At 39.2% G+C, this 17,537-nt stretch carries 13 protein-coding genes; 9 read left to right on the top strand and 4 right to left on the bottom strand.

What is annotated here, in order from left to right; translation table 11 throughout:
- Window positions 1-265 precede the first annotated feature (265 nt).
- From FLEMA_RS0119400 to FLEMA_RS0119330, 8 genes are all read left to right on the top strand, one after another.
- Entirely contained in the window at window positions 266-1,792 is a 1,527-nt protein-coding gene (locus FLEMA_RS0119400; protein ID WP_026995896.1) for a tagaturonate reductase, read from the top strand.
- 54 nt (window positions 1,793-1,846) lie between these two features.
- The gene (locus tag FLEMA_RS0119390; RefSeq protein WP_026997770.1) at window positions 1,847-3,481 is read left to right on the top strand and encodes a UxaA family hydrolase; all 1,635 of its coding nucleotides are present in this window, start codon (window positions 1,847-1,849) and stop codon (window positions 3,479-3,481) included.
- A 154-nt stretch (window positions 3,482-3,635) separates the two neighbouring features.
- Window positions 3,636-5,036 (top strand): glucuronate isomerase, encoded by a 1,401-nt coding sequence (gene uxaC, locus FLEMA_RS0119380; protein WP_026997769.1) that lies wholly within the window; start codon window positions 3,636-3,638, stop codon window positions 5,034-5,036.
- 70 nt (window positions 5,037-5,106) lie between these two features.
- On the top strand, window positions 5,107-6,126 hold the full coding sequence (locus FLEMA_RS0119370; RefSeq protein WP_026997768.1) for a sugar kinase: 1,020 nt from the start codon (window positions 5,107-5,109) through the stop codon (window positions 6,124-6,126).
- 380 nt (window positions 6,127-6,506) lie between these two features.
- Window positions 6,507-7,175 (top strand): bifunctional 4-hydroxy-2-oxoglutarate aldolase/2-dehydro-3-deoxy-phosphogluconate aldolase, encoded by a 669-nt coding sequence (locus FLEMA_RS0119355; RefSeq protein ID WP_026995895.1) that lies wholly within the window; start codon window positions 6,507-6,509, stop codon window positions 7,173-7,175.
- A 4-nt stretch (window positions 7,176-7,179) separates the two neighbouring features.
- Window positions 7,180-8,460, top strand: coding sequence for an MFS transporter (locus tag FLEMA_RS0119350; protein ID WP_026995894.1), 1,281 nt, complete (start codon window positions 7,180-7,182; stop codon window positions 8,458-8,460).
- Window positions 8,461-8,592: 132 nt separating this feature from the next.
- Entirely contained in the window at window positions 8,593-8,931 is a 339-nt protein-coding gene (locus tag FLEMA_RS0119340) for a cupin domain-containing protein (protein ID WP_026995893.1), read from the top strand.
- Window positions 8,932-9,094: 163 nt separating this feature from the next.
- Window positions 9,095-11,002 carry an AAA domain-containing protein gene (locus FLEMA_RS0119330; RefSeq protein ID WP_026995892.1) on the top strand — a complete coding sequence of 636 codons (1,908 nt, stop codon included), beginning with the start codon at window positions 9,095-9,097 and terminating at the stop codon, window positions 11,000-11,002.
- A gap of 232 nt (window positions 11,003-11,234) precedes the next feature.
- Here the strand turns inward: FLEMA_RS0119330 and FLEMA_RS69150 are convergent, their stop codons facing one another.
- Together FLEMA_RS69150 and tamL are read right to left on the bottom strand one after the other, a co-directional pair.
- Complete coding sequence (locus tag FLEMA_RS69150) at window positions 11,235-11,666, bottom strand: lipocalin-like domain-containing protein (RefSeq protein WP_044171738.1); 432 nt, start codon at window positions 11,664-11,666, stop codon at window positions 11,235-11,237.
- A 278-nt stretch (window positions 11,667-11,944) separates the two neighbouring features.
- Window positions 11,945-14,425 (bottom strand): translocation and assembly module lipoprotein TamL, encoded by a 2,481-nt coding sequence (gene tamL / locus FLEMA_RS69145; RefSeq protein WP_044171736.1) that lies wholly within the window; start codon window positions 14,423-14,425, stop codon window positions 11,945-11,947.
- A 73-nt stretch (window positions 14,426-14,498) separates the two neighbouring features.
- Between tamL and FLEMA_RS0119250 the strand changes: the two genes are divergently transcribed.
- Window positions 14,499-15,242, top strand: coding sequence for a TrmH family RNA methyltransferase (locus FLEMA_RS0119250; RefSeq protein WP_026995890.1), 744 nt, complete (start codon window positions 14,499-14,501; stop codon window positions 15,240-15,242).
- 131 nt (window positions 15,243-15,373) lie between these two features.
- Here the strand turns inward: FLEMA_RS0119250 and FLEMA_RS69140 are convergent, their stop codons facing one another.
- Together FLEMA_RS69140 and FLEMA_RS69135 are read right to left on the bottom strand one after the other, a co-directional pair.
- Window positions 15,374-16,249, bottom strand: a complete 876-nt coding sequence (locus FLEMA_RS69140) for an aldo/keto reductase (protein WP_044171734.1) — start codon at window positions 16,247-16,249, stop codon at window positions 15,374-15,376.
- Between the two features lie 264 nt (window positions 16,250-16,513).
- The gene (locus FLEMA_RS69135; protein WP_044171732.1) at window positions 16,514-17,515 is read right to left on the bottom strand and encodes a DNA/RNA non-specific endonuclease; all 1,002 of its coding nucleotides are present in this window, start codon (window positions 17,513-17,515) and stop codon (window positions 16,514-16,516) included.
- Window positions 17,516-17,537: the final 22 nt, after the last annotated feature.

Below are 17,537 nucleotides of genomic sequence, written 5' to 3'. Positions count from 1 at the left end.
ACTCTATTGGTATATCATTAGCCAGTTTTACAAAATATTATTAGCAATAAGTTTAATTGGGAACGTTGCCGAAAACGATTGCATAAAAACAATTGATAAAACCATTGCCAGAGCTTGCATTATCCATTAAACTTACATCAGTCAAGATAACACAACAATAGCCTCATCTTGGAAAAGTCATAAATCGACACAGCCTTTCTGAATTAATTCAGCAATGGGGTCATTTCTAGGAAAACTCAAATCAAAACAACATTAAGAAAATAACATGAAGTATATAGCTCTTTCAACTGTGGCCGATATCCAGCCTAGCTCATCATTGGCTGTTCCGCAAGCTAGTATGTTTGCCCTCCCCGAAAAAGTTCTACAATTTGGTACTGGGGTTTTGTTGCGTGGATTGCCCGATTATTTTATTGACAAAGCCAATCGCCAAGGCATATTTAATGGGCGTATTGTTGTGGTAAAATCGACAAGTGCCGGCGATGCTAATATATTTGAACAACAAGACAATCTCTATACGATTTGTGAAAGAGGTATTCAAGATGGCCAAACCATCGAAACCAACACGCTTTGCTCGGCGATTAGTCGTGTTTTGGCAGCAAATACGCACTGGGAGGCTATTTTGGCTTGTGCCCATAATCCTGATTTACAGATTATTCTATCCAATACAACCGAAATCGGCATTCAATTGGTACAAGACGATATTCGTAACAACCACCCGCCTGTTTCATTTCCTGGCAAAGTGCTAGCTTTTCTTTACGAACGTTTTCAGGCTTTTGCAGGAAGCAAACAGCACGGCATGGTGATTGTTCCTACCGAATTGATTCCTGATAACGGCAAAAAGCTAGAATCTATCGTATTTGAACTGGCTCATCTGAATGCCCTAGAAACAGACTTTATCGACTGGCTCGAATCGTCAAATACTTTCTGTAATTCGCTTGTAGATAGGATTGTGCCAGGCAAGCCCGATGTTGTCACCCAAAATACCATACAGGCCAACTTAGGCTATCAAGACCAACTTCTGACTTGCTCAGAGGTGTATAGGCTTTGGGCTATCGAGGGCGATCAGCACGTAAAAGATATCCTATCGTTTTGTCAAGCCGACGAAGGCGTGATTATAGAACCCAATATTGATTTATATCGTGAATTAAAGCTTCGTTTATTGAATGGCACTCATACGTTGAGTTGTGGATTAGCCTTTTTGGCAGGTTTCAAGACGGTTCGTCAGGCCATGGAAGACAACATAATGGCTACTTTTATTAGCAATCTGATGCTAGCCGAATTGGCTCCAGCCATTCCTTACAAGGTATCCGACTTGGTTGCCGAGCGTTTTGGCCGTCAGGTACTTGATCGTTTCCGAAATCCCCATATTCAGCACCAATGGATTAGTATTACTGTTCAGTATTCTTCAAAAATGAAGATGCGAAATCTAGCTACTTTACTGAATTATTATGACACAATTGCCTGTGTTCCCGAATATTTTTCAGTAGGATTTGCCGCATTTTTGCTCTTTATGAAAGCCGAGAAGGTTGAAAATGGACAATATTATGGTTTATTCAATGGCGAATTGTATAGTATTCAAGATGAAAAAGCAGCTTATTTCTTTGAAAAATGGCAAAAAAACAGTCCCGATACTTTGGTAGATGCTATTTTGGCCGATAAATTTTTATGGGGAACCGACCTAACAGCTCTTAGCGGTTTTGCTGATTCGGTAAAAAATAATCTCCAAAATATGCTATCAAATGGTGTTTTAGATACCCTAAAAGCCTTTGTAAGAAAAGGCGAACTGGTCTAAATCTCTAGCTTTGTGTAAGATATTTCGCTATTTGGTACAAAAGCAATCACAATTATGAAAACAAAGATTATCAAAATAACGCCAACCGACAACGTTTATGTGGCACTAACCGACCTCAAAAAAGGGGAGGTTTTGGAAGGAATAACCCTCATTACCGATGTGCCTGTCAAGCACAAATTGGCCGAAGATGACCTCGCCGTAGGTGATCTGGTAAAAATGTATGGACTTACCATTGGCAAAGCAGCAATACCGATTCAGCGTGGCGAACATATTACAACTTTCAATGTAAAACACGTGGCAGAGGTGTATGGCGAAAGAAAACCTCAGTTAACTTGGCATAAACCCGATATTTCAAAGTTTGAGCATCGAACCTTCCAAGGCTTTCATCGTGCCGATGGGCGTGTTGGCACGGCCAATTATTGGTTAGTAATACCGATGGTATTTTGCGAAAATCAGAATGTTGATGTTATCAAAAATGTACTACTCGATGAATTGGGTTATGGCAAAACATCCCAATTTCAACACTATACTCAATTGTTGATTCAGGCATATAAAAATGGGGGTGATATTACCAGTTTTGAGTATCAAGAAACCCAGCAAACTGCCAATGGCCGAGGACTATTGTTTCCGCAAGTAGACGGTATTAAGTTTTTGACCCATACAGGTGGTTGTGGAGGTACTCGTGAAGATGCTCAAATTTTGTGTCAATTATTGGCAGGCTATATTACACACCCCAACGTAGCAGGAGCAACCATTTTGAGTTTAGGGTGTCAAAATGCACAGGTAAAAATCTTGCAAGAGGCTATCAATCATATCGATGCTAACTTTTCTAAACCATTGTATGTATTTGATCAGCAGGCTATTGGTAGCGAGGAGGCAATGCTTCGACAAGCTATCAAACAAACTTTCATAGGTCTTACGATTGCCAATCAAGCACAGCGTCGGGCAGCTTCATTATCGCATATTACATTGGGTGTAGAATGTGGTGGTTCGGATGGTTTTTCAGGAATTTCTGCTAATCCATCAGTAGGATATTGTGCAGATTTGCTTTCTGCATTAGGAGGAAAGGTGATGTTGGCCGAATTCCCAGAATTGTGTGGGGTCGAACAAGAATTGATTAATCGTTGTGTTTCCGAAGAATTAGCCCATAAATTTACGAGTATTCAGTCGGCCTATGCGAGTCGTGCCGAAGCCGTAGGGTCGGGTTTTGACATGAATCCTTCGCCAGGCAATATCAAAGATGGCTTGATTACCGATGCCATGAAGTCGGCTGGAGCAGCCAAAAAAGGAGGGAATTCGCCTATAAACGATGTATTGGACTATACCGAACAAGCTCAAAAATCTGGTCTGAGCCTATTGTGTACACCAGGCAACGATGCTGAATGTACAACAGGGTTGGCGGGTTCTGGAGCAAATGTTATTATGTTTACAACGGGTTTGGGCAATCCTATGGGCAATCCTATTTGTCCTGTATTGAAAATATCATCTAATACAAGTTTATCGGAAAAAATGGCCGATATTATAGATATTAACGCAGGAACAATCATTACAGGCGAAAAAACGATTGTAGAAATGGGTGAAGAGTTGCTCGAATATTGTATTGCAACAGCTTCGGGCGAGTATATTCCCAAAGCCGTAAGTCTTGGACACGACGATTTCATTCCTTGGAAAAGAGGCGTTTCGCTTTAGTGATGATTTAATTATGAGTTAGTGAATTATGAGTTCATGATTGACAAAAAATGATTAATGAGTATTTAAGTTTTTTGATTATTAGTTGATTCGTAGTCTTTTAATCACTAATTCACTCAATAAGTTTTGTACATACGAAATACAATATATACAAATGAGAAATTTTTTAGACGAAAACTTTTTGTTGCAAACCGAAACCGCTCGTGTATTGTACCACCAATATGCCAAGCAGATGCCTATTATTGATTACCACTGTCATCTTCCTCCCGACCAAATTGCGGAAGATAAGTCATTTGAAAACTTAACACAGATTTGGCTTTATGGCGACCACTACAAATGGCGTGCTATGCGTACCAATGGAATTAACGAAGGCTATTGCACAGGAAATGAATCGGACTATGGTAAATTTCAGAAATGGGCAGAAACTGTCCCTTATACACTTCGCAATCCTTTGTATCATTGGACTCACCTTGAACTACAACGCTATTTTGGCATAAATGAAGTCCTAAATCCACAAACAGCTGAAGATATTTATGCCCAATGTACGGCTCTTTTACAAACTCCCGAATACACAGTAAGGGGCTTGTTGAAGAAAATGAATGTGAAGGTAATTTGTACTACCGACGACCCAACCGACTCATTGGAATATCACCAAAAAATCAAAGATGATGGGTTGGATATACAGGTATTACCAACTTTTCGTCCCGATAAGGCTATGGCTGTCGAAAATGTAGAAACTTTCTTGGCGTATGTTCAAAAGTTGGAAGGGGTAGTAGGTACAAGCATTCAAACACTTGCCGAATACTTAGGGGCATTAAAACAGCGTCATGATTTTTTTGCAGAAATGGGCGGCAAATTATCTGACCACGGCCTAGAGCAAATCTATGCAGAAGATTATACCGACGAAGAAATTGACAGTATTTTCTCAAAAATTAAGGCTGGTAATGCCCTAGATTTGAGCGAACAACTCAAGTTTAAATCGGCTTTGTTGATACATTTTGCAGTCTGGGATTGGGAAAAAGGCTGGACACAGCAGTTTCACTTAGGAGCATTACGCAATAACAATATCAGAGCCTTACGTGAATTAGGCCCCGATACAGGTTGGGATTCAATCGGCGATTTTGACCAAGCCCAACCTTTATCAAAATTTTTGGGAAAACTAGATAACAATAATCAGCTAGCCAAAACTATTTTGTATAACCTCAATCCTCGTGACAACGAGCTGATGGCAACTATGATAGGTAACTTCAACGATGGCTCGGTGGCTGGTAAAATCCAGTTTGGGTCGGGTTGGTGGTTCTTAGACCAAAAAGATGGCATGGAAAAACAAATCAATGCCTTATCGAATATGGGGCTTTTGAGCCGCTTTGTTGGAATGCTTACCGACTCAAGAAGCTTTTTATCTTATCCTCGTCATGAGTATTTTCGCCGAATTTTGTGTAATATATTAGGTAACGATATTGAAAATGGAGAGCTACCAAACGACATCGCTTGGGTTGGCAAGGTTGTTCAAGATATTTGTTACAATAATGCAAAAGAATATTTCGGATTTTAGTCTTTAGGCTGTAAGTGATTTTAGGTAGTAAAACAGATTTCTTACAGCCTATTGCTTATGTAAAAAATTTATGCAAAAAGTATGTTGTTTTGGCGAATTACTATTACGTTTTTCGCCACAGCTTAATGGCGAATGGATAAAAAATGCCACGATGCCTGTTTTTATTGGCGGTGCCGAACTCAACGTAGCCACAGCTTTGGCCAATTGGAACGTTCCTGTTCAATACACTAGTATTTTGCCCGACAACCAATTGTCTGCCGAAATCAAACAATATGTTGAGCAAAAAGGAATAGATACCAGTCGTATACCTACTTTTGGCGACCGTATTGGTACTTATTACCTTCCGCAAGGTGCCGACCTCAAAAATGCAGGGGTGATTTATGACCGTGCTAATTCGGCTTTTGCCGAGCTTGCTCCTCAAAAAGTAAATTGGGACAGTATCTTGGACGGGGTTTCGTGGTTTCATTTTAGTGCAATTAGCCCCGCTTTAAATCAAAATGTGGTGGATGCTTGTGAAGAGGTACTAAAAATTGCCAGAAGCAAAGGTATTACTATTTCGGTAGACCTAAACTACCGTGCAAAACTTTGGAAATATGGCAAAACACCTGCCGAAATTATGCCACGCTTGGCCCAATATTGCGATGTCATTATGGGTAATATTTGGGCTGCTAATTGGCTTCTGGATATTCCGCTAAGCGATACTATCAACCCCGAGTCGTCACAAGAAGAATATTTGGCTCATAGTATTGACACCGCCAAGGCCATTCAGGCAAAATTCCCACAGTGTTCGGTTGTAGCCAATACTTTCCGCTTTGATGCCCCTCCAACAGGTATTTTGTATTACACAACTTTGTTTACAGAAGGACAACAGTTTGTATCACCAACCTTTGCTACTGATGTTGTAGTAGACAAAGTAGGTAGCGGCGATTGTTTTATGGGCGGGTTGATTTATGGTTTGTATCATCAAAAAACACCTCAAGAGGTTATAAATTATGCCGCCGCTGCCGCATTTGGTAAGCTCAACGAATATGGCGATGCTACACGTCAAAAAATAGCAGATGTAGAAATGATTTTAGCAAAAACCCTTTAGCACATACAATTATTGAATAATAAAAAAAACAAAAATAACGAAGTAAAAATTAAGGGATAGCCTTCAAACACCATAGTATAAGGTTATGTCATAAATAAAATACTCCGTCATTAAAACAATATTGAGATGTGTGTAAGAGTCAGATTACCAGCAAACGACAACTCAATATTGACAAAATAGGGAGGTCGGGCGGAATATTACTAAACAAGTAGATGGCAACGCCATTGATAGTAAACCTCTTATTCTTAGATATTTTGTCAACAAACCTATACCAGCGTTCGCCTTTTGTGTAGCATTTATCCAGATGGTCGATGCTGTATCAATTACTCAAAATAGAGTAGATTGATTTAACCTAGAATAAAATCTTAAACAAATAATACATGGCTTTTTTTGACACAAAATCACTCGACCAGCTTTTAGAGCAATATCCAGTTGTACCAGTATTTTATCATGAAGATATTGAATTGAGCCAACAGATTATTAAAGCGTGTTACGATGGTGGAATGCGTGCTTTTGAATTTACCAATCGTGGTGTAAAAGCCCTAGAGGTTTTTAAGGCATTAGTACCATTTATTCGTGAAAATTGTCCTGATATGGCTTTGGGTATAGGAACAATTTTTAAGGCCGAACAAGCCCAGATTTTTATTGAGGCAGGGGCTGATTTTGTGGTACAACCTGTGATTACAGCCGAAGTGGGAGTTCTTTGTCAGGCCAACAACATAGCTTGGTATCCAGGGGCTGCTACACTCAACGAAGTGTATCAGGCTACCGAACTGGGGGCTACTGTAGTAAAAATTTTTCCAGGTAATGTTGTAGGGCCAGGATTTGTAAAATCTATGAAAGGGCCAATGCCACACGTAAAAGTGATGGTAACTGGCGGAGTTGAGCCTACCCAAGAAAGCCTATCAACTTGGTTCAAAGCAGGTGTTACCGCTGTTGGTATGGGGTCTCAGTTGTTTCCCAATGCAGTTTTGGCCAATAAAGATTTTGAAAGTATTAAAAATACCGTTTCGTCTTTGATGCAAACCGTACGAGATTTATCTAAATAAAACTATGGAAAAGAAAATCGGGAATTATCGTTGGGTTGTTGTGGCTTTGTTGTTTTTTGCTACCACCATTAGTTACTTAGACAGACAAGTAATAGCTTTGTTGAAGCCCACATTAGAAAAAGAATTCAACTGGGACGAATCTGACTATAGCAATCTCGTTATGGCATTTCAGGCAGCGTATGCGATTGGTTTGGTGCTGTCGGGAGGGATTATTGATAAAATAGGTACAAAATTAGGTTATTTAGTAGCTGTGGCTTGGTGGAGTGCCGCAGGCGTACTTACTGCATTAGCTACTAGTACATTTGGTTTTGGGGTGTACAGGTCATTATTGGGCTTGGGCGAAGGAGGTAATTTTCCTGCGGCAATTAAAAGTGTAGCCGAATGGTTTCCTAAAAAAGAAAGAGCCTTGGCAACAGGTATTTTCAATTCGGGGGCCAATATCGGTGCAGTAGTAGCACCTTTAATGGTACCTTGGATTTTGGCCGTTTATGGCTGGCAAGTGGCCTTTATTATTACGGGAGGTGTAGGCTTTATTTGGATTATTTTTTGGGTAATTAGCTACCAAAAACCAAGCGAGCATAAGTCGTTAACTCCCGAAGAACTGGCTCATATCCAAAGCGATGCCGAAATAGATGATTCAGGAGAAAAACCTGTTAAATGGCTTCAACTATTTGGCATTCGTCAAACATGGGCTTTTGTATTTGGTAAAATGCTTACCGATCCTATTTGGTGGTTTTTCTTGTACTGGTTGCCATCGTATTTTGCCTCAACCTTCCAACTAGACCTAAAAAAGCCAAGCCTAGAATTGATTATTGTGTATACCGCTACTACTATCGGTAGTATTGGCGGAGGGTATATTTCGGGTTTTCTTATCAAGAAAGGTTGGCCTGTATTTCGTGCCAGAAAAGTAGCTATGTTGAGCTTTGCTTTGGCCGTAATGCCAATTATGCTAGCTCAGTATTGTTCAAATATCTGGCAAGCTGTTGTGCTAATTAGTGTGGCTGCTGCTGCTCACCAAGCATGGAGTGCCAATATCTTTACAACGGCCTCTGATATGTTCCCTAAGAAAGCGGTGAGTTCAGTAGTGGGTATTGGTGGTATGGCAGGTTCTATTGGTGGTATTTTGTTTCCTTGGATGGTCGGGTATATTCTTGATACCTACAAAACTTCGGGCAATATTACTGCTGGGTATAATATCATCTTTGTGATTTGTGGGTTTGCCTATTTATTGGCCTGGGGAATGATGCATCTCTTTGCACCGAAAATGGAGAAAGTAGATATTTAAGCAATCAATGGCTTAGTATCAGCACTTGTCAAAGTCTTAGTTTTTGAACAAATTATTAATGGATAATAGGGTTTTTACAAACTGGTATCAAAATTTTGATACCAGTTTTTTGCCATTTAAACCAATAACAATATGACTCAATTTGGAAAACGCTTCGTTCATGACCAATCTCTCGAATGGGAGGTAGTTGGTGAAGGACTCAAACGAAAAATCATGAGCTACGATAATCATGTAATGATGGTAAAAGTAGCCTTTGAAAAAGGAGCAATAGGAACATTGCACCAGCACTATCATACCCAAATTAGCTATGTAGAAAGTGGCGAATTTGAAATAACTATCGATGGCGAAGTACAACTACTCAAGCAGGGAGATACCTATTATATTCCGCCAAATATTATTCATGGAGCAGTAGCCAAAGAAGCAGGTGTGCTTATCGATGTATTTAATCCTTTTCGTGAAGATTTTGTCTAGAAAAGGTTTAGTGGTGGATATTATTTTTCAGCATCCGCTAGTATTTTCTAATTAGCTGGTGCATTTATTCGCTAGCTACAAAATGCTAAACTTCCTGTAAATCCTGCTCTCAACCACCAAGGTATCAAGATTTTTTTCTTTCAAAATTCTGTACCTTTGCAGCATGACTTACTTTAATGATTTACTTGAACTACTCAAAATAGAACGGGAAGAAGACCGTAACCAATACCTAAAACTTACCGAAACTACTTCTGTAAGCGAGCGTCGTGCCAATGGACTAACTTGGTATCCGATTGCCATTCGTGGTTCTGAAATGAGTCGGGGTGATTACCTGACAGTAGAGCTAGAAAGAACAACCCATCAAGATATTGTGCATCAATTGCGTTTTGGGATGCCCGCCGTGCTTTTCAGTAATCATAATCCTCAGGAAGATAGAATTGAAGGTACTATTTCGCATCAAAGCGGTAATAGACTAAAGCTGTCTCTTAAAACCGATGAACTGCCCGATTGGTCACGCGATGGCAAGCTCGGAATCGATATTCTTTTTGACGACAATAGTTATGATGAAATGAATACAGCTTTGAAAAGGGCTTTAGCTATTGCGGACGAAAAAAATCATGAAAGTCAAAATGTTATTAGGGTACTCACTGGCACAAAAAGCCCAAGTTTTTATCCTGAACGTCCTTATTTATCAATTCCACAGCTCAATGAATATCAATTAGAGGCAGTTGGTAAAATACTGGTAGCCAATGATTTGGCTATTGTGCATGGCCCTCCGGGTACAGGTAAAACAACAACACTAATTCAGGCTATCAAAGCTCTGATTGCTCAAGATAACAAAACCATTTTGGTGGTAGCACCAAGCAATACGGCTGTAGATTTGTTGAGTGAAAAATTATCGGAAGAAGGGCTGAATGTGCTGCGTGTCGGAAATCCTGCACGGGTTTCGGAGCGACTGATGTCGTTGACCTTAGATGCCAAAATGAGTGAACACAGTTTTAATAAAGAGGTAAAACGACTTAAAAAACAGGCTCAGGAGTTTAAGAGTATGGCCCATAAGTACAAGCGTAACTTTGGTAAATCTGAACGAGACCAACGGAAGTTACTTTTTGAAGAAGCTCATAAAATCATGAAGGAGGTTGATAATTCTGAACAGTATATTATTGACGATATTTTGTCGAAAACACAGGTGGTGACAGCTACTTTGGTGGGAGCTAATCATTTTACGGTTCGTAATCTTAAATACCATACTGTAATTATCGACGAAGCGGGGCAGGCACTCGAACCTGCTTGCTGGATACCTATGCTGAAAGCACAAAAAGTTATTTTGGCAGGCGACCACTGTCAATTATCGCCAACGATTAAATCTACCGAAGCAGCTCGCAAAGGACTCAGTAAGACTTTATTGGAAAAATGTGTAGAATTGCATCCTGAGGCTGTTATACTTTTGCAAGAGCAATATCGTATGAACGAGCAAATTATGGGGTACTCTTCTTCTGTTTTTTATCATAACAAACTAAAAGCTGCTGATACAGTAGCCCACCAAACCCTTATGCCCAATGATGCGCCTTTGGTATTTGTGGATACCGCAGGTTGTGGATTTGAGGAAAAACTCAATGGGACGAGTACTACCAATCCTGAAGAAGCAGTTTTATTAGCCAAACATTTGAAAACATTATTGGATGAGTACCAAAGCCAAAACCCTTCGGGCGATATTCCGAGTATTGCGATTATTTCGCCTTACAAGCAGCAAGTAATATTACTCAAAACTCAGTTAGAAAATACAGGTATAGAAAAAGAATATTTAGCGAATATATCAGTCAATACTATCGATAGTTTTCAGGGACAAGAACGTGACATTGTATATATCAGTATGGTTCGTAGCAACCTAGATGGCGAAATTGGATTCTTGTCGGATACCCGCCGAATGAACGTAGCTATGACACGGGCTAAGAAAAAATTGGTTGTTATAGGCGATAGTGTTACACTAGCTCAGTTTCCCTTTTATGCCGATTTTATTAGTTATACCGAAAAGCTCAATGCCTATACCAGTGCTTGGGAGTTGATGTAATAGTAAAGATGGGGCATTCCTAATTTAGTGAATAAAGATAGAGAGACTATTCTTTATGTCTACCTTGAATAGAGACGTAATATTGTGTGTCTAAAATGAGTCATCCATTTGATATTGACACATCTTTAGCCGCAAAGGATTGCGTCTCTACTCGTAAAAATAATGATTCGCTATATCTCCATTCACTAAATTGGGGATTACTCATGTTATGGTACTTGATATGTCAAAACCTTTAGTTTTTTACACGCTTATAACGCATTACTCCACCAGGGCATTCGCTCAGTTCAAGTACGTCATTTTCTAGCTTCAAGATTTTCCAGCCATCGCAATAGAGTGCAATACAACTTACATTAGGGCAAGGCTTAAAATCAGAGAACGTAATCTTGTTGTCTTTTACGGTGTATTTGTTTCCTACAAACCCACAACAATCTTGGTCTCCAGCAGGCTTATTGTCTTTTAGGAAATTACCATTGCTAGCAAATTCAATAACAGGCAAAGCCACAAAGGTTTGAATACTTGTCCACTTTTTAGCCGTAGAATCATAAACTTCGTAGGTAGGTTCCCATTTTCCTACCAAATTGTCGCTGGGAATAGAGGTTGCGTCGTTTTTGGTACAGGCAAAAGCCAAAGCCAAGCATACGATTGAAAGAACTACACTTTTCATAAATTATATCAGGTTGTTTTATTGTGTTATTTCCTTAAAGAGGCAAATACACTCACAAAGGTTGTAATACCCCACAAAAAAATAAGGGCATACAACAATTGCTCAAAGTCAAGATTTTGGGAGTTTGTGGTTCTTTTTTGTTTTCCCTAGGACATTTGGGGAATAGGCAAAAATAGAACTTTGTGAAGAATCAGCTTTAACGCTACTTCAGGCTTAGGCTCAGGATTGGCAGGGATATTTTTATTAAATCTTACCTAACTAAACTTTTCAATCCCAATTTAGAAAGGATACCCAATTCCAAAATTAAGCGTTAAAGGGTTTTTGTAAGATTCTTCAGATTTGAGAGGGTCTTTTAGGTTATTATTGAATAACACCCACGTATTACCACCTTTAATAGCAGGGTCGAGCATCCGTACAGCCCAGTCAAAACGAATAACAAAGAATGAAAGGTCATATCGTAAACCAAAGCCTATATCCATTGCAATTTCTTTGTAAAAGCGATTGAATTGAAAATCACTTCCTGCCAAACCAGCCGTACTTTGATTGGGAAAACGCCAAACATTTCCAGCATCGGCAAACAAAGCCCCGTTGAGGTCGCCATAAAAGCGAATAATTTTGAAACGCAATTCGGCACTCGATTCCAAAATAATACTTCCAGGGTTATCAAACGACCCCGTAAATGAACCTGGCCCTAGCCCTCGTGGTCGCCATGCTCGCAAACTATTGGGGCCGCCAATAAAGAAATTTTTCTCGTAAGGCAATTCCTTATCACCACCATACGAATACGCTGCTCCTGTATTGATACGATAAGCAAACAATGTTTTTCCAGAAGTACCAATAGGAATATATTTTCGGTAATCGGCACTTACTTTCACAAATCGATAAAACTGTAGGCTATCTTCAAAAAGGGTTGTCAAAAAACCAATTTTTTTACTTTTGAATAAATTAAGGGTTGTTCCTCCCGATTCAATAAAAATTTTGAGATATTTCCCCTGTTTTAGCTGTCCATAAGGGTTGTCGGTATAAGTATAAGTGGCACTCATACTCGAAATAAAAGATTGTTGGAAGCTACGTTTGAGGTTGTTGCCCAAGCGTAGTAAACTATCCAGAAAGTTCCGAAAGGCTGGGGCTTGATTGCTGGTATTGATAAGGTTGACATCAAATAGCGATACCGACCAATATTGGTTGGGCGATGGCCGCCAAAGGAAGCTACTTCCAATTTTAAAACCAAAACGGTTATACTCTTGACGACCGATAAATTCGCCTCCGACACTAATACGGGTTTGGGGCGAGAAGTTTTCAAATCGTTGTGAAATACTTTCGGGTAGCAATATTTTGGGCAAAATAAACGATGTATTGAGTCCTAATTCTAAGTTTCGAGTAACCGAATCGGGACGTAAGAAACCTGCCTGAGCCTCAAAACCAAAACGGAAATTGGTTTCAAATGAGTTGGCACTACCTTTGATATTTCGTGCTTTGAGTGAGGTGGTTAAAAACGGCCCCGGTACTAAATTGGCCAAACTTCCCCCTGCAAAAACGCTTCCTCCTGTTTCTACCGAAAACTCATATTTGTCTAGTGGACGAGCATAAATAGATGCACTAATAAGCCCTTTGGTAGTATCGAGGTTGATTCGGGTAAATTGAAACTGTTCTAGGGCGTATAATTTTTTTTGTGTTTGCGAAACCTTCTCTTGATTAAATAGAGTATTAGGGCGAAGGTCGATTTTAGTATCAAGTAATTTGGGCGAAAAACGCTTGTTTACAAACAAATACTGAATAAATCGGCTATTGACAGTATCTACCTTGGGTTTAGGAATACTCGGTGACGAGCCATCTGCAATAAACTGTACACTCGAAATCGTATAAGCTGTAGCATAATTGGGGTTTCGGGGGGCTCGGTCGGGGCTAGGAATAAACGTTACAACTTTTAGACTTTGCGTTTTGGCAGTATCTAATGCGTTGATTTTGATACTAATATAGTCTTTTGAAAAGGCATAATAACCATTGTTTTTGAGGAGCTGCTCAATTCTATCCTTTTCGGCATTATAATTTTCAAGTTCTAATCTAGCCCCTACTTTTAACAAGCTTTTTTGCTGGTTTTTTCGCAAAAGTAATTCTATCCGAGGGTCTTTAATAACTAACGAGTCGTTTTGAACAATAGGATAATGTACCCCTTCATTGATGGTATAAGTAACCGCAACGCTTCCTTTTTTGATAAATAAGCTATCGGCTTTGTACGAAACCTGATATTGAAAAAAGCCGTGGTTTTTGTAATACGTTTTGATTTTTTCAACGTTTTTCTCGGCATCTTCCTTAAAAAAATACGAAGGAGCTTCGCCGAGTGTTCGCATAGCCCAATTACCTTCTTGAATTGCTCGACTGATTTTTTGGGCTTTTTTTTCTTTTTTCAGAGCTAATTTGATGTATTCGTTAGAATTATTATCAAGGCCACGTGTTTGTAGCTCAAAATCCTGATTTAACTTTGTAAGCTCTTCTTGCCAACGAAGTTTTTGTTGAGGAAATTTTTTTGAAAATAATTGATAAAAATATAAGCCAGGAGTAATAGGCGTTTTCAAGATTTTTTTGTTGGGGCGTTGAGGTAATAAGCCTTCAAGATTTTCGGTAGTAATAACCTTATTTCCTTTAAAGTTTTGCGAGTAAAGTAAAGGGTCTGAAAATACGGTTTTGGACGTACAGCTCGACAAATAGAAGCATACCGAAAGGAAGAATATATAGTAAAAAGTTTTTTTCAAAGTCATGCTTAATTATGCGATTGGATTCGGTCAAGGCGATACGTCACCACGCATCAATAAAGTAATAATACTAAAAAATATGTTATCAAAAAATCAGATTAAGTACATCAATTCGTTGCAACAAAAAAAGTTTCGACAAGAATACCAAGCTTTTGTGGTAGAAGGTGCCAAAAGTGTTGTTGAACTACTTTTGTCTGATTTTGAGCTTGAATCTCTTTTTGTTACTGAGGATTTTTACAAAGAAAATAAACCTACGTTAGACAAACAACCCTTGGCTGCTGAAATTGTCACGCAAGCAGAATTAGAAAAAGCTGGAACATTTGCAACCAACAATGCTGCACTGGCTGTAGCCAAAACGAAACCCAACCTAGAATTATTGGTTCAAGAGGGTGAATTTGCCCTAATTTTAGATGAAATACGTGACCCGGGCAATTTGGGTACAATTATTAGAATTGCAGATTGGTATGGTATCAAAAAAATTATTTGCTCGGAAAGTACCGTCGACTTGTACAACCCCAAAGTGATTTCATCAACAATGGGTTCGTTTACAAGGGTAAAGCTGTATTATACCAATCTGGCAGAATATTTGGGTAAGCGTACAGAAAAGATTTACGGTACATTTCTTGATTCAGAAAATGTACATACCGTCGATTTTGCTACAAGTGGCTATATTATTATTGGTAACGAAGCCAATGGTATTTCGGAACAAGTAGAAAAACTGGTAACCGACAAAATCACCATTCCAAGATTTGGTGGAGCTGAGTCGCTCAATGCGGGTATCGCAACAGCCGTGATATGTGATAACCTGAGAAGAAAAAACTAATTAGAAATGATAGTCTAGCTAAGTCTTTAACAATTAGGTATTAGATTGGTTGTGAGAAGAGTGGCCTTGTTATTTAAGTAGATAAACTCTGCAAGTGTATCAAAACACTTGCAGAGTTACAGCCTATGAGGTTATTTCATCATGGCCAAGTTGTATATCTCGTACCAATCTTCGTGAACAAGCTTGATTTCGGTAGCACTTACTGCATTTCTGATTCGCTCTTCCGAAAGTGAACCAATAATAGGTAAAGTACCCAATTGCATCAACCAAGCTACAGCAGTTTGTTCGATATTTGCTCCGTATTTCTGACCTATTTCGGCTAGTTTAGCTTTCAAAATAGCAGATTTGGCATCTGTTCCATCCAAAATCTTGCCCCCCGCTAGCGGTGCCCAAGCCAAAGGTTTGCTAAAACGTTGTTTAATAAAATCTAATCTACCATCCTCAATAGCCGAAGTATTGATAAGGTTGAGTTCGATATGGTTGGTTACGATAGGTTTACGTAAATACGATTCTAGCAATTGGTGCTGAAATACACTAAAGTTGCTTACACCAATGTGCTTGATTTTGCCGATATTGACCAACTCACGAAGTACCTGAGCCGTTTCTTCTGGATTACTAATCATGTCGATTTGATTCAACAAGAATATATCAAGATAGTCGGTTTTTAGTCTTTTCAATGAATTGTTAACACTTTCTAAAAGGTACTTTTCGGTATTGTCAAAATAAGCATATCCTTTGTCGGACTTACGAACACCGCATTTGCTAAAAAGTACGATATCCTCTCTTTTGATAGCTTTTTGCTGAATGAGTTTACCAAAATATTCTTCGATGGTATAATTGCCATAAATATCGGCATGGTCAAAAGTATTGACTCCTAATTCCAAACATAGATTGACAATTTTTTCCATAGTGGCAACAGTCTGCGAACCGTTGTCTGTCCATCTCCAAAATCCGTAAACTGCCTCAGAAACCTTAGGACCAGAATCACTCAAATAGACTTTATTCATAAAAATTTAATGGGTTTTAAAAAAACTCGAATGCATGATTTCTCAAAGATTGGAAAATTCTACAAAATGGAAAACAAAATGCCTGAGAAATTATACAAACCTTTGATATTTGCCTTGATTTAGTAGAAGTATATGAGGTTTAGATATAGGATTTCAGCATTTGGATAAAAAGGCTTTGTTCTTTATGCTGAAAGTAAAAAGCCTCTTCAATCCAAAAGCAAATATGCTATATCTGAAATGATACTAGATTTGCACAACTTTAATTTAGAACCAGTCATCTATTGATACCCGAGATTCTATTTTCTTTTCAACACTGTCGGGAAGTTTAGCAAAAAAATCGATACCCGTTTTCTTTTCTAGCTCGTCGATACTTACCGCAAAAGACTTTATGAGGTCATGAGAACCCTCGTTGGGCATCAAAAAAGCAATAGCTTGTTGGGCATTGGGGTCATACACAATTTTATAGTAATATTCGGGTACAGCTACTTGGTTACGTTTGCCAATATAAGATAGCCCTTCGCTCAAAATAGGGCCAGTTACAATAACCAAATCGCCTCGTTCTTTGGCCCATTTACGTACCCTCGACTCTAGGTCGCTCCAAATCCCACGATTAAAATCGGGAGCTTGCGGACTCATATTCGACATATAAAAAGTTTCGTCTTGTAAGGCTTTGTCGTATTTAAAATCTCCTGCTGGGCAAAGGTGTCCACGGTCGTAGCCCGAGCGAGAATAATCTTGAGATACAGCCGAGCCTGATTGAACTTTGGGGTCGGCCATAAATTCGTTAGAACGAGGTTCCGTTCCTTCCGATGCTTCCTGTTTGAGAATATGCAATACCCATGAAGCCTGCTCATATTCTTCTTGATAGCTCAACATAAAGGCCGTATGACGTACAATTTCGGTATTGTTTTTGGCAGACGGAATAAACTGTTCCAAACCCTCAATACGCTCTGATGTGCCGCCACTAGGCGATGGCAGTACCGATTTACCTTCTTCTACGGCATCTTTCAGAATATCGACAATAGTGCGGTCTTTCGGGGGCTTGCGGGTATCGCTAGCCACGTCTTCATTACTTTTGGTATCGCTGGCTTCGGTATCGCCACGACCTTCTCGTGTCCAAGGCTCTTTGGCTTTTTTCTTTTCAGTATTAAAAAGACCCGAAATATCATTTTTGAAACTCTCAAATGGGTGTGGCTGACCCCAATAATACAAAAAAAGACCTAGGAAGAATAGAAAAACTAAAAACTTGAATTTTGTGATTTTCATGAATAGAAATTTGTACTTATAT

Source organism: Flectobacillus major DSM 103 (genome assembly GCF_000427405.1).
In the GTDB taxonomy this organism is placed as follows: Bacteria; Bacteroidota; Bacteroidia; order Cytophagales; family Spirosomataceae; genus Flectobacillus; species Flectobacillus major.
The sequence above is the reverse complement of the archived record's forward strand: the minus strand, read 5'-3'. Positions and strand labels throughout refer to the sequence as shown.